The organism is Halobacillus litoralis (genome assembly GCF_020524025.1).
Taxonomy (GTDB): Bacteria; Bacillota; Bacilli; order Bacillales; family Halobacillaceae; genus Halobacillus; species Halobacillus litoralis_D.
Genome location: NZ_JAIVKN010000001.1, coordinates 694,951 through 707,577, shown reverse-complemented (window position 1 = coordinate 707,577; position 12,627 = coordinate 694,951). Strand labels below are relative to the sequence as shown.

At 43.2% G+C, this 12,627-nt stretch carries 16 protein-coding genes; 6 read left to right on the top strand and 10 right to left on the bottom strand.

The genetic code is table 11. The features are described from left to right. Positions 1-5: 5 nt before the first annotated feature. Positions 6-1,034 carry a SepM family pheromone-processing serine protease gene (locus tag LC036_RS03805; RefSeq protein ID WP_226578442.1) on the bottom strand — a complete coding sequence of 343 codons (1,029 nt, stop codon included), beginning with the start codon at positions 1,032-1,034 and terminating at the stop codon, positions 6-8. Continuing rightward, positions 1,031-1,828, bottom strand: a complete 798-nt coding sequence (locus LC036_RS03800) for a patatin-like phospholipase family protein (RefSeq protein WP_226578439.1) — start codon at positions 1,826-1,828, stop codon at positions 1,031-1,033. The genes LC036_RS03805 and LC036_RS03800 overlap by 4 nt, the downstream gene beginning before the upstream one ends. Positions 1,829-2,013: 185 nt before the next feature. Here LC036_RS03800 and ylbJ point away from each other — a divergent pair, with 185 nt between their 5' ends. Then, positions 2,014-3,192 (top strand): sporulation integral membrane protein YlbJ, encoded by a 1,179-nt coding sequence (ylbJ, locus tag LC036_RS03795; RefSeq protein WP_226578437.1) that lies wholly within the window; start codon positions 2,014-2,016, stop codon positions 3,190-3,192. Positions 3,193-3,214: 22 nt separating this feature from the next. Here the strand turns inward: ylbJ and coaD are convergent, their stop codons facing one another. Both coaD and rsmD read right to left on the bottom strand, forming a co-directional pair. After that, complete coding sequence (gene coaD, locus LC036_RS03790; protein ID WP_226578434.1) at positions 3,215-3,691, bottom strand: pantetheine-phosphate adenylyltransferase; 477 nt, start codon at positions 3,689-3,691, stop codon at positions 3,215-3,217. A gap of 12 nt (positions 3,692-3,703) precedes the next feature. Next, positions 3,704-4,276 (bottom strand): 16S rRNA (guanine(966)-N(2))-methyltransferase RsmD, encoded by a 573-nt coding sequence (gene rsmD, locus LC036_RS03785; RefSeq protein ID WP_226578431.1) that lies wholly within the window; start codon positions 4,274-4,276, stop codon positions 3,704-3,706. 213 nt (positions 4,277-4,489) lie between these two features. Here rsmD and LC036_RS18475 point away from each other — a divergent pair, with 213 nt between their 5' ends. Continuing rightward, positions 4,490-4,621, top strand: a complete 132-nt coding sequence (locus LC036_RS18475; RefSeq protein ID WP_264188073.1) for a hypothetical protein — start codon at positions 4,490-4,492, stop codon at positions 4,619-4,621. A gap of 448 nt (positions 4,622-5,069) precedes the next feature. Here the strand turns inward: LC036_RS18475 and LC036_RS03780 are convergent, their stop codons facing one another. Next, on the bottom strand, positions 5,070-6,434 hold the full coding sequence (locus LC036_RS03780) for a stalk domain-containing protein (RefSeq protein WP_226578429.1): 1,365 nt from the start codon (positions 6,432-6,434) through the stop codon (positions 5,070-5,072). 114 nt (positions 6,435-6,548) lie between these two features. On the opposite strand from LC036_RS03780, the gene LC036_RS03775 reads away from it, so the two are divergent. Continuing rightward, positions 6,549-6,938 (top strand): methylthioribose kinase, encoded by a 390-nt coding sequence (locus LC036_RS03775; protein WP_226578427.1) that lies wholly within the window; start codon positions 6,549-6,551, stop codon positions 6,936-6,938. Positions 6,939-7,395: 457 nt separating this feature from the next. On the opposite strand, the gene LC036_RS03770 is transcribed toward LC036_RS03775, so the two are convergent. Beyond that, complete coding sequence (locus LC036_RS03770) at positions 7,396-7,674, bottom strand: YlbG family protein (RefSeq protein WP_226578425.1); 279 nt, start codon at positions 7,672-7,674, stop codon at positions 7,396-7,398. 187 nt (positions 7,675-7,861) lie between these two features. Here LC036_RS03770 and LC036_RS03765 point away from each other — a divergent pair, with 187 nt between their 5' ends. Beyond that, on the top strand, positions 7,862-8,188 hold the full coding sequence (locus LC036_RS03765; protein WP_226578423.1) for a hypothetical protein: 327 nt from the start codon (positions 7,862-7,864) through the stop codon (positions 8,186-8,188). Between the two features lie 11 nt (positions 8,189-8,199). Here LC036_RS03765 and LC036_RS03760 read toward each other — a convergent pair whose 3' ends face one another. The 4 genes from LC036_RS03760 to LC036_RS03745 form a co-directional block, all read right to left on the bottom strand. Next, positions 8,200-8,643 carry a YlbF family regulator gene (locus LC036_RS03760; RefSeq protein WP_226578421.1) on the bottom strand — a complete coding sequence of 148 codons (444 nt, stop codon included), beginning with the start codon at positions 8,641-8,643 and terminating at the stop codon, positions 8,200-8,202. A 117-nt stretch (positions 8,644-8,760) separates the two neighbouring features. Beyond that, on the bottom strand, positions 8,761-9,126 hold the full coding sequence (gene ylbD, locus LC036_RS03755) for a YlbD family protein (RefSeq protein ID WP_226578419.1): 366 nt from the start codon (positions 9,124-9,126) through the stop codon (positions 8,761-8,763). 59 nt (positions 9,127-9,185) lie between these two features. Beyond that, complete coding sequence (locus LC036_RS03750; RefSeq protein ID WP_226578417.1) at positions 9,186-10,196, bottom strand: CAP domain-containing protein; 1,011 nt, start codon at positions 10,194-10,196, stop codon at positions 9,186-9,188. A 120-nt stretch (positions 10,197-10,316) separates the two neighbouring features. Beyond that, positions 10,317-10,745, bottom strand: coding sequence for a CBS domain-containing protein (locus tag LC036_RS03745; protein WP_226578415.1), 429 nt, complete (start codon positions 10,743-10,745; stop codon positions 10,317-10,319). A 206-nt stretch (positions 10,746-10,951) separates the two neighbouring features. Between LC036_RS03745 and LC036_RS03740 the strand changes: the two genes are divergently transcribed. Continuing rightward, complete coding sequence (locus LC036_RS03740) at positions 10,952-11,431, top strand: YugN family protein (RefSeq protein ID WP_319004424.1); 480 nt, start codon at positions 10,952-10,954, stop codon at positions 11,429-11,431. A gap of 111 nt (positions 11,432-11,542) precedes the next feature. Beyond that, positions 11,543-12,601, top strand: coding sequence for a sporulation integral membrane protein YtvI (gene ytvI / locus LC036_RS03735; protein ID WP_226578413.1), 1,059 nt, complete (start codon positions 11,543-11,545; stop codon positions 12,599-12,601). The last annotated feature ends 26 nt before the right edge of the window (positions 12,602-12,627 follow it).

Here is a 12,627-nt window from a genome sequence, read left to right as displayed (position 1 = left end):
TTTTTTTATCCTTTTTTCGGTTCTAATTCTATTAGGTAATCCAGCGCATCCTGAAACGTATCCACAGGTACGACTTTCATATTTGTGTCTATTTCCTCAGCCGTCTTTTTAGCCACTTGATAATTCGAGCCTTCCCGGCCTTCTTCATTAGGAGCGAAGAAAACCTCAGCCCCGTGATCGGAAGCAGCGACAACTTTTTTATCAATTCCGCCAATACGGCCGACTTCGCCTTCGTAGTTAATTTCGCCGGTACCAGCAACTTCGAATCCTCTTGTAATATCTTCTTCCGTTAATTGGTCATAAATTTCAAGGGAGAACATCAAACCAGCACTTGGACCACCGATTTCCCCGCTTTTCACTTTAACTGAAGGACTTACATCCACTGTACGATCGGTAACAAGCGATATTCCCACCCCCACTTTATCTGGAGCATCAGGGAAAGCAGCAAGCTCAATGTCGCGTTCTAATGTTTCTTCCCCTCTGACGATGGTCAGCTGGACGGTAGACCCTTCTTCCATGCTGCTGACATAGTCAATCAAATCCTTCGTTTCTTGAATATCCTTCCCGTCCACTTTTGTAATTTGATCTCCTGTTTCCAAGACTTCTTCCGCCGGCATACCCTCGATGACGTTCATAACAAAGACACCTTCATAGTTGATCTGAATCTCTTTGTCAGCTGCTTGATAAGCCACTACCTTAGAAGCCTCCTGGGAAGACTCCATCATCTGGAGCTGGGCATGGAAGTACTCTTCTTCTGTTACCCCTTCCGGACGAATGTCTTCAAGCGGGTAGATTTCCTGATACGGACGGAACTGAGCAAGGATCCACTGCAATGGAGTGGCCTGTCCTCCTCTTACGGTGACCAGGTGCATATCTCCTTCACTTGAGTATCCGCCTGCCACTTCAACGATATCATCGAGAGCATCAGCCGTCCCTGGTTTATAAATATAGTACGGAAGCCGGTAAGCTCCTAAAAAAGCGACAATGAGTACGGTAATGATTCCTGTAATAATGAGGCTTCTATTTGTTTTCATTCTGTCTTAGGCTCCTTCCATGCAGCGAGTTTTTCTTTAATGTCTTCCACACATGATTCCGCTGCCCTCTCTCCTGCTCCCACAATTTCCTGAATGTTAGTAAACGCCCGTGAACTATATTTTGAAACATCCGGACGGATCATAACATCCGCATCTGAAGATACGCCGATTGCGGTGACCAGTTCGTCCTGCATAATATCAATACTTTGTGTAATCACATCATAAATGGAATGAATATTCGGATCCGCATCAAAATGCGCACAGTCAACAGCAATAATGAATTGGGCACCCATTTGTTTGACAACAGAAACCGGGACACGATCAATGACCCCGCCGTCTATGTATAAACGGTCATTGATTCTTTCCGGAACGAAAATCCCTGGAATAGCAATGCTTGCCCTGACGGCTTCACTTGCTGGTCCTGAAGTGAAAATCTTTTTCTCCCCGGCATATAAGTCAGTCGCTACAATGGACATGGGAATTTTAAAGTCCTCTATATTTTTTCCAAACGTAAAGATGCGGATATACTCCTTAATTCTCTTCCCTTGAACAAACCCCATTTTTGGTACAGTAAAATCAAGATAGTATTTGCGCTTAAAGGTAAGGGCAAGTTTGTACATATCCTCAATCCGCTGGCCGGCAGCAAAAAAAGAGCCTACTAGAGCTCCCATACTACTTCCCGCTATCATATCGACAGGAATCCCATGATTATGAAGGACCTTCAGAACACCCAGGTGAGCAAACCCACGCGCCCCTCCCGATCCTAATGCTAAACCAATCGTCGGTTTTGTCACCGGCTATCCCTCCTTCATCCATGTGGTTTATTTTATGGAATAAACCCTTCCCTTATGAGCGTACATATGAATAAGAGACAACCTTATACGCTTGTCGAAATATACAATTATTCTACTATGTCTATGGTCATAAGTACAGAAAACTGCGGTCTGAGGAGGCGTTCTCCATTTCTAAACTGAAAACCATGGGATTGACATTATTGACAACCACCCTTGCCATTGCCTTAATCCTTTACCCCAGTGATGCACTGGCGGCCAGTTTGAGGGGACTGGATTTGTGGTGGGAAATCGTCTTTCCCTCGCTTCTTCCTTTCTTTATTACAGCTGAATTTCTTATCGGATTTGGTGTGGTCCATGGGTTAGGGGCCTTAAGTGAACGGTTTATGAGGCCGTTATTCAACGTCCCGGGCTGCGGCGGATTTGTCTGGGTGATGGGCATGGCGAGCGGTTATCCTTCCGGCGCAAAGTGGACAGCTGATTTAAGAAAAAAAGGACAAGTTTCCCGCATAGAAGCCGAACGGCTCGTCGCTTTCACCAATGCTTCCAGTCCTTTATTTATTTTCGGAGCGATTGCTGTCGGTTTTTTTCACGATGCCAGTTTAGGCATTCTTATTGCCATCGCTCATTATGGCGGGAATTTCTTAGTCGGCATCGGCATGCGCTACTATAAGAGAAACGAGGATGTATCCACATCGGATATGCGGTCTTCTACATGGAAAGATGCATTTTCCAAAATGCATGACTCCAGGCTTGAGGACGGGCGTACGCTTGGAAAATTAATGGGGGATGCTGTGACACGTTCGGTAGACACCCTTTTGATGGTTGGCGGTTTCATCATGCTTTTTTCTGTTCTGACCGAACTACTAAAGCAGACCGGTGCCATTCACATCTTTTCCCACCTACTTGCCCTTACCGGACTTCCAGCTGCCTTTCATGTCCCGTTTACCGCCGGAATGCTGGAGCTGACGACAGGTATCGGAGCAATCACAGAAACCCACGAACCCTTAGTTGCCCAGCTGCTGATTGTAAGCTTCATCCTTGGCTTTCATGGATTTTCGATCCAGGCCCAAATTGCAAGCATCCTTGCTGAAACCGATATACGCTTTAAGCCCTATGCCCTGGCACGTGTCGCTCACGGTGTTATTGCCGCTTTCTTAACGTATATTCTGTACTATGCTTACCGTCCCTTTCAGACGCAGACCCTCCCGATGTGGAACCCGAATGAGAATTTCACTACACCGATCATTGATTTTTTCAATCACTACGGCCCTCCAATCACATTGATGATGATTATGCTTATGATTATCGTGAAGTGGAACAACTCTCAAAAAATAAAGAACAACCCCTGCGAACATGAAACGTAGGGGTTGTTCTTTATAAACGCCATTAAAATTTCTGTGAGAGTGCTTTTTCAACAGGAGGCGGAACAAGGTCAGAGATATTAGCTCTGTACTTGGCTACTTCTTTGACAATACTGGAACTCAAAAATGAGTATTGGTTATTCGTCATGACAAAAAAGGTTTCAATATCTTCATTCAATTTGCGGTTCATTGAGGTAATCTGCATTTCATACTCAAAATCACTGACCGCCCGCAGACCTCGAATAATGGCCTGTGCTCCTTTTTCCTCCGCATAGTCCATAAGCAGACCATTACAGGAATCTACAGAAACGTTATCCAGATCCTTTGTTACTTCCTCAAGCAAGGCTTGACGCTCCTCCACATCAAACAAAGCAGACTTACTCGAATTGTTAAACACCGCTACAATGACGTGATCAAATACTTTCGCTCCTCTTCGGATAATATCTAAATGTCCATATGTAACGGGATCAAAACTACCCGGGCAAATCGCTAATCGTGTCATAGTCTTCCCTCCTTATTCAAAAATCGATACTCCGATATTACTGCCATAATGATCGGTCTTTATCCGCTTTAGATGACCAACTTCTTCAGGAATATTCTCTCTCGCATCATGTTCACAGACGATCTTCGCTCCATCTGCCACCAGCCCATGATTTAAAAGCGCTTCCATTAACTCCTTATAGGAAAACTTCTTATAGGGCGGGTCTAAAAAGATATAATTAAAAGTCAGCCCTCTCTTGCCTGCTGCCTTAATAGCTCTGTTCGCATCCGTCCGGAAAACTTCAGAACGATCTTCAATATCCAATGTTTTTATATTTTCATAAATGGTTTGAATCGCCTTGTGCTGTTGATCCACAAACACACACGAGTCCGCTCCTCGACTCAATGCTTCGATCCCTAACCCGCCGCTTCCAGCGAAAAGATCGAGAACATCCCCGCCTTCAAAAAATGGACCAATTCCATGAAAAACAGCTTCCTTAACTTTATCTGTTGTCGGCCTTGTTTTATGAGTAGGAACAGATTTCAACTGCCTTCCCTTAAAATCGCCAGCAATCACTCGCATTATGTACACCTCTCTCGTCAGCATTCCCCATAATCCTACCATAAAATAAACGCAGGAGGGAAGTTTCAAAAATGGAAGAGGCCTGTTCAGCCCCGACAAGCTTAAGAACAACCGCTTTGTAAGACGTTTTGCCTTACAAAGCGGGTGGACTTAAGACCTCGAGGGGCTGGCCTCTGCAATTAGACGTCTATAGGGTGTGAAGAGAGGCGGGGAGGCCTGACACGCGTAAGCCAAACATTGCAGGGAAGGGCTCTTTCTTCCCGGAGATGGATGGCTTATGTCGCGAAGGACTGCCTCTCGGAACCGGATGAATCAAAAATGGAAGAGGCCTGTTCAGCCCCGACAAGCTTAAGAACAACCGCGTTGTAAGGAGGTTTTGCCTTACAAAGCGGGTGGACTTAAGACCTCGAGGGGCTGGCCTCTGCAATTAGACGTCTATAGGGTGTGAAGAGAGGCTGGGAGGCCTGACACGCATAAGCCAAACATTGCAGGGAAGGGCTCTTTCTTCCCGTAGATGGATAGCTTATGTCGCGAAGGACTGCCTCTCGGAACCGGATGAATCAAAAATGGAAGAGGAGGATCTCCTCTTCCACAGCGTATAGACTCAAGCCTTTAATAGGGTTTGAAAATTTTTTCTTGTAAAGTGAATAAACTGAATTACCTACGTACATACTAGCACTTGAAGCGGATGATACTGCTTCTGAAAACGGAGAAGGCTTACATCCCCATAAGTTCTTCCTCCGGTTTCTCCTCTCCCTTTACTTTTTTGTTTCATGGGAATGATACAAAAAAGCGGGGCTGCCTTTCATAGGCAGCCCTATTTTTTTTGGAAAGAGAAAGAGACCCCATCTACTCTTGTCAAACCAAGGAGATCATCTACATACTGCTCTTTTAGATAGACTTGATCATCAAACAAGATAACCGGATTTGTTCCAATACCAAAGCTCTCTTCATTGACAATAAATGTCGACTGATCGACGTAAAAACGATAGGTGTTTCTATTTGTTTCTACTCTATACCTTTGTCCATGCTCAAGAGCTGTGAACGTAAAACCAGCTGCCTGCACAAGGTTTTTAATTGGATAGTAATCCTTGTGACGGTAAGAAAGAACTTGACCCTCCACAAGAACTCCATCCAGATGTAAAGGTTGATCATAAATAAAAATCAGAGGGGTTCGTTCAGGTTTTGTCCGGCTTTGAAAAAACGTCGTCCCCAATCCATATACATCTGTTAAAGTCTGATCGAGGAATTGACTTAAACTCTTTATATTCGTTGATTTTAAAAGCTTCACCTTCCATGCTTCCAGCTGCTCAGCCGTTAAGGCATCACGGATCTCATCGGCCATATAAGAGGAAGCATTGGATGATGACCGAGGATAAAAGACTTCCTGTATGACTGATGTATGCCATGGCTGATTTACAGAAGAAGCGTTTTCCAGGTGAGTGGTTATCCACTTGGATTCTAAAGCGTCTACGTTTCTATCCATTGTTGTCATATAGCCATCTTCAATACGAACCTTCTTTGAATCCAGCTCCACGACAGAAGGCCCGGCAGCTGATAAAAACTGCTGAAGGTCCTGTTTCACAGACTCGGAAAGTGGTTGATCTTTTTTATAGGTAATCACAGATTTTTTGTCCTGCCACATCTCTTTCCCCGATGCAGACAATAACGGTGCAGCATCTACTGTTTTTTTATATGTTTGATAATGAACATTTTCCAGCTGGATATCGCTTTGTTTTTGAATAGGGGCTTTCCATTCCTCTTTTGTGAAATTCTGAATAGTAAGAGTGTAAGGTATAAGTATCTCTTTCCCATCTTTAACAAGAGTGATTCTCCATGAGTCTACTAACGTTTGTTCGGGGACGGGTAAATGATAAGAGATATGTACTGACCCTCCCCCTTCATAATTCAACTGATCTTCTGTCATCCAGCAAGTTGTGGCGGTATCGAATGAACAGGAGACTTCGGAAGTGCCTGTAGGAAAAGTCACATCATAGATACCGGGAGCTAACCCATGATAAGTAAAGTCCACCTCTACTATGCCTTCATGTATGTTTACGGAAGCATCTGCTGACAAGCTCACCCTGTCAGAGCCTGAAGCCTGTGCAGTATTCCACCAATATATAACCAGGAGAAGAGATAAACACATAAGTAGACTGATGCTTTTAATAACCGGCTTCATTCTTGGCCTCCTTGCTGATCATGATTTAAACAATCCAGCGGCTGGTTGTTCACATTTTCATTTATTCATGCTACGTTTAATCTGATTGATAAACAGAAAGGACGTACAATCCATATGATACAAAAATTCATCGAACTTGGCGAAGGCTATGCCGATATTTATGAACTCATTGACTTAGGCTCGCGGATGCCGGATCGAATTCAGCATGCCATTGCTTTTTATAGTGAAAAAAACGGCAGACCAGTTGCCTCCCTGTCTCTTGTTATGAAACCAGCTCATCAAGACAAGTTTCAGCCGATTTACATCTGCCGTGAAGGTGTACCAAACCCTCATGAACAACCAAACCAGCGCTTTGACCTATATAAACAAATGGTGGAAGAAGCAGGGAAGAACGTATCAGAGTTTACCATAAAACCTTCAAATCTATTTCCTGAAACAGATTTATTTTACCAGCATTTAATCGGTATTCTCAGAATGAATAAGTTTATCGCGCCTTTAAGTTAAAGACGCGGTAAACTCTTTGTTATTTCGCAAAGTTTCTTCCGAAAATTCTCAGAGACGGCAGTTGGGAAAATTTCTACTCCCAATAAAATAGAAAATTGTAGATTCTCTGTAAAAACTACAGAAAAGCGAATGGTTTCGTTATAAAGGACATTCGGAGTAAGAGTTCGCAGCATGGTAACAAGTTGGACTCACTCGGAATAAGGAGAAAATCCTGGTTATGTTCAGGAAACTTCGATGACGACTGCCGCATGTAGGACAATAATAAAACCTTTGCGCACGCCGCCATCACTCCTTTAAACGGAAGGAAACTAGATCTTCAAGAATACTTATTTATGGTTCTTCTCCACGGGTGAATAGAGCAGATATAAAAGAAGCGTCCGTCTAAAGACGGACGCTTTACTTTTTATAGAAGTTATAAAAAATGAGAGTTCTTTACTTGATGAAGATATATTTTCTTTTAAATTCCCATTTTATAATCGTACTGTTTCGCTTTATCCGGTTTGGCATTTTCGTAGTCGGTGCGGATCTCGGGTTTATAGGATGGAACGACACGGGAAACGAAGGGTAAGCGTTCCAGTTTTTCCATCTTGAACTCCAAGTCTTCCTGATTTACATACAGCATCGCATACTTCATCTTTTTGGACGCATGAATTAAATGTCCATGCTTTTTAATCTGTCTGATATTTTTCATATGTTGAAAATATACAATAATTCCTTGCCGCTTCGTTCTGTACATAGTATGTCTCTACTCCCCATAGAACTTTATATTAACGTCAGTGTACCAAATGACAGCGCTGCCGGCAATCAATCTCTCCAAATTGTAAGACTCTTTTACAATTAACGGATGTTTTCTGAAATGTCATCATAAAATTATCCGCTCCTTACTTATAAAGCCAGTGAAATAGGAAGAGGTGTCTAAAATCATGACGGATCATGAAAAGGCTTTTCTTACTTTTGAGGAATTGTTGAGCGAATCGGATATTTTTTCGCAAGTGGTATTTAAAAAAGTGACCGGGCTGCCGTTTGTTTACCTATGGCCTAAAGATGGAATTGCCAGAAGTGAAATTGAGGAGCGGTTGAAGTGGTGTGCTGCGAAATCTATGAAAGGAAAACGCCTGACCCTTGCGATGACCTATGTACGCAGGAATCAGGCGTTCTATGTGTATCGTGTGCGCTTTTTAGTGCCTCAAAGGAAAATGTTCTGCTGCGGGAACTTTTGTGAAGACTGCATCCGTTTCACAGAACATTAAACAGCTTCAGGTCAGGAGGCACAGCCACAGCTACCGCCGCTTCCACAGCCGCCGCTGCAGCCGGTGTCGGTTAAAGCCATGCCGTTTTTCGGAACTTTAATCTGCTCGCTCACACTAAAAGCAACACTTTCACTAATCTCATCCAACAGTTTCTGAATGTTGCGTTCTGCTCGTTTGAACTGAGCGACTGTCTCATGCATGTCCATTTCCCTTTTGACGGAACGGACTTTTTTCATGATTGTATTATAATCCGGATGGTAACGGCCGAAGCGCTGCACGTCTTCGTAGTGGTCTTTCATATCGGCAAAGTCTTTAATAAGCCTCTGCGCTTCTTTATCATTTTCAAGAGCCAGTTTTGCCTCTTGGTATTGCTGCATGGTATCTGAATTCATGACCATCTGGCCAATCGATTCGGAACGGTCAAGTAGATCGACAATTTCCATTGTTGCTAACATATCACATGTCCACCTCCACATCCATTTTATCAAATAGGAAAGCAGATGGAAATGAAAGATCTTTTCCACCTGCCTGATTTCCCATAAAAATGGATGCACGAACATGAAGAAGGCTCCCTAATAGTAAGGGTATTCCATCTCTTTTTTCGTTTGATCCGTGTCTTTTCTTGCATTTGTAATCAGCTGCTGGAACTGCCCGATTGCTCCATTCAATTCATCAATCTGGCGTGAAACTTCCTCCCAGTTGATATCCTCCATCAGTACCCCTAGTTGTTTAAGCCAATCCATTTTCTTGGCAGGGGATTCTTGTTTTGGAGACGGTAAAGAGTCCCAAAATGGATCGTCCTCCCCCAGTATCATGAATTTCTCATAATAGCTTTGAATCAGCTTATGGTTCTTGCGTAACTGTCCTTTTACTTTAGGGTGCTGGTCAACGAAGGCTTTGAATTGCTGGACACTCGGGTGCAACTCATTTGTACTCATACCTATCACACCTCACACTTAGAACTACAGTATAGCCTATGCAGGACAATGAGAGGCGTTCATGGGAGTGTTAAGAAATTCTGTGTGTAATACCGCTTATAAACGCCGACACCTAAATGAGTGTATTCTGAATCCAGGAGCGCTTTTCTATGACCAGGACTGTTGATCCATCCATGGATCGCCGCAACAGCATCTGGATATTGAGCGGCAATATTTTCACCAGCCTTTTTATATTCAATCCCGCCGAGACGTTCTTTCAGTCCATCTCCATTTTGTGAATAATGGGAGAAGTAATTGTTTTCATTCATATCACGACTATGTGAAAAGGCGACTTCAGCCGCATCCTGATGGTAAGTTAACACAGGTAATTCATTCTTTACACGCAGATCATTCGTGATGGTCATAATCTGTTTCTGCATCCCCTTCTGGATGTTGAGCCAGTCCTGCTTTGATAACAGCTCCATTTTAGGAAGTGTCCCTCTATAGAGGACTTTGTAGGGCTGGTGCTTTAATAAAAAGTCGTTGCGGATCATTCGAATGGCAAATACTTTCTCTGTTACGTTGTCCACATAGAGTTGTGCCGACCATTTATCATCAAGAGCGATCAGTGGGCGTTCGTTCCTGTCTTTTTCTGTCAGGTGCATGGTATAGGCCCCTTCACTATCTACCGGGAAGGTGTCTTCTATAGAAAACTTCTGACGCACATCCTCTATTCGATCCCCAACACGAACGTCCCCCTCTTCCTTGTGAAAAATCACCCCTGTCACAACTTTCCCATCCGCCATCCCCAGCTGAAACAATTCACCTGGTTTACTTTCGTAGACCCACCATACATACCCATATTCACTCAGATCCTGACGATCAGGCTCCCCTAATTCTTCCAGCACCTGCTCCTCAGCTAACCCTTTCATACGAATGAAGCTTCGTCGTTTGTCCTCTTCCTTTGTTACTCCGTTCGTTTCTATAGCTGTCGTCGTTTCCTCTCTCTCAGGTTGTTCTCCAGGCAGTCTCCACACGATTATCCCAGTCACTAATAAGGCAGCAAAAATCAAAAAGGCTGTTTTCTTCATAAGAAAAAACTCCTTGTACCAACATTGTACTTTATGTATAAGCAGGAAAAAGGACGGCTATGATTATAAGAACACCGTTGTAAAAGAAAAAGCCTGCAAAACCTGCAGGCTTTCGTAAGGTTAATGAAGCTCTGGACGTTCGGAAATGTCGTGAAGTGCAACACCCGCTGCGTGGTCGGACATTTTTTCCGTTGAGAGGTCACCTAAAGAAAGAATGCCGGAAAGTTTGCCGTTCTCCACTACAGGAAGGCGGCGAACCTGATGCTCCGCCATAATTTTACTGGCTTCCTCTAAAGAACAGTCCGGTGTACAGCTGTACATTCTGTCACTCATCACCTGCTGGATTGGTGTAGAGTCTGGTTTTTTAGATGCATACCCACGGATAACAAGGTCACGGTCTGTTACCATACCCATAAGGTTACCCTGATCGTCACAAACGGGAATCGCGCCGACATTTTTTTCTTTCATCAAAGACGCGGCATCACTTAACTGGTCATCTGTATGACAGATAGAAACATCGCTTGTCATAATATCTTTTACTGTTTTCATAAAAGATCCTCCTCCATAATCATGATCAATGTTTATTGTCCCCGTTTTAGCGAATTTATTACATGCATCCCCTACCCATTTATAGTATAATGATTAGGTAAACGTCGATATTAAACGTATGGTGTTGCGACGCCATAGAAATTGCACCTGGTATGGTTTCATATTAAAATGAAGGAAATACATAACAATTTGTGAGGTGGAAAGTAATGAAATTAGAAGGCACTGGTTTAGAAGGTCTTGTTGTAGACTACCGACCGTTGACAGAACTTATGGAAAGAAATGGCTTCATTCTTGGTGGTTCATGGGACTATGAACGCGTGACTTATGATTATAAGTTAATGGCTCGAGAAAAGAACATTACCCACTATGTACGTATCCAGGGGTTTGCTATTGAAGGCGATGTCGATAAAGGAGATGCGGTCATCCGTTTAATGAAACCTCTGCTTGGTCGTCACTATTACCCTCATGGTATAGAGTATGGACATCAGGAAGGCTTTTCTGAAGATATCATTGAAAAAGCGAAATCCCTGATTTCTAAAGTCGTCGAACCTGCGAAAAAATATCACAGCCAGGTTCCTGAGCATGTGGTCCTTGATAAACTGAAAAAGTGGGCCGAAGAAAACGAAAATCAGGAAGTCCTGAAAAAAGTCGAAGAGCTTTCTAACGACCCCGACCGTCGTCAATAACCCTGCCTTCCCATTTGAGGTGGATTTTCTAGTCGCACATCATTGTATGGTGAGCGGCTTTTTTAAAACCTGTTGGCTGAACTTTAGGGGGAAAGGAGATTTATACATAAATTGTTCCGTTTTCTTACAAAAAAACAGTGGATATTAATTACGATCTCGGTTTTACTCATCGTTGCAGGCTATTTTATACTGCCTGTTTCCATTCCCTTGATCTTAGCATTTACAACGGCGTTATTTTTGAACCCGGCTGTTCGTCTCATACAGTTCCGTTTTCGGATAAACAGAAAAATGTCTGTTACGATTGTTTTTCTTTTATTTCTGGTCCTCCTTGGACTGTTGGGATCGTTTGCAGTGACGAGAGCTGTCACCCAGATTGTACAACTGGCGGATCATGCGCCCGAATATATTAACCAAATTAACAATGTCTTACTCGATTGGGAAAAACATATGGCAGCTTTCACGCGAAATATGCCGACAGAATTTGTTAATAAGGTAACAAATGAAATTACGAATACCGTGGATCGGACAACTTCAGCAATTTCTGAGAAATTACAGCTTGGGAATATAGCTGCAGTAGCCGCAAAGATCCCTGAGCTGCTCGTCAGTTTTCTCGTTTATCTCATTGCTCTTTTCCTTTTCATGCTGGAGCTTCCACGATTGAGAAACAAGATGCATGAATCATTCACAGAAGCTACTTCAGAAAAAGTAAAATTCATGAATGCACGCCTCGGTTATGTCGTTTTTGGCTTCCTAAAAGCACAGTTTCTAGTCAGTATCATTATTTTTATTGTGTCTCTGATAGGCCTTTTATGGATTGCCCCTGAGGTTGCGCTCATTATGTCTTTAATTATCTGGGCCATTGACTTTGTCCCGATTATCGGTTCTATCGTGATTTTAGGTCCATGGTCGATTTATATGTTTATTGTTGGTGATGTTGCCATGGGGACAAAACTCGGCCTACTGGCTATTGTGTTATTAGCCATTCGAAGAACGGTTGAACCAAAAGTGATGGGACGCCACATCGGTTTGTCTCCTCTTGCCACATTGATTGCCATGTATTTAGGCTTACAGCTGATCGGGCTGCTTGGATTTATTTTAGGTCCGCTCGTAGTGATCGCATTCAACTCAGCTAAAGAAGCCGGCATTATTAAATGGAACTATAAACTTTAAGTTCGATCCTTTTCCCATACGTTTCA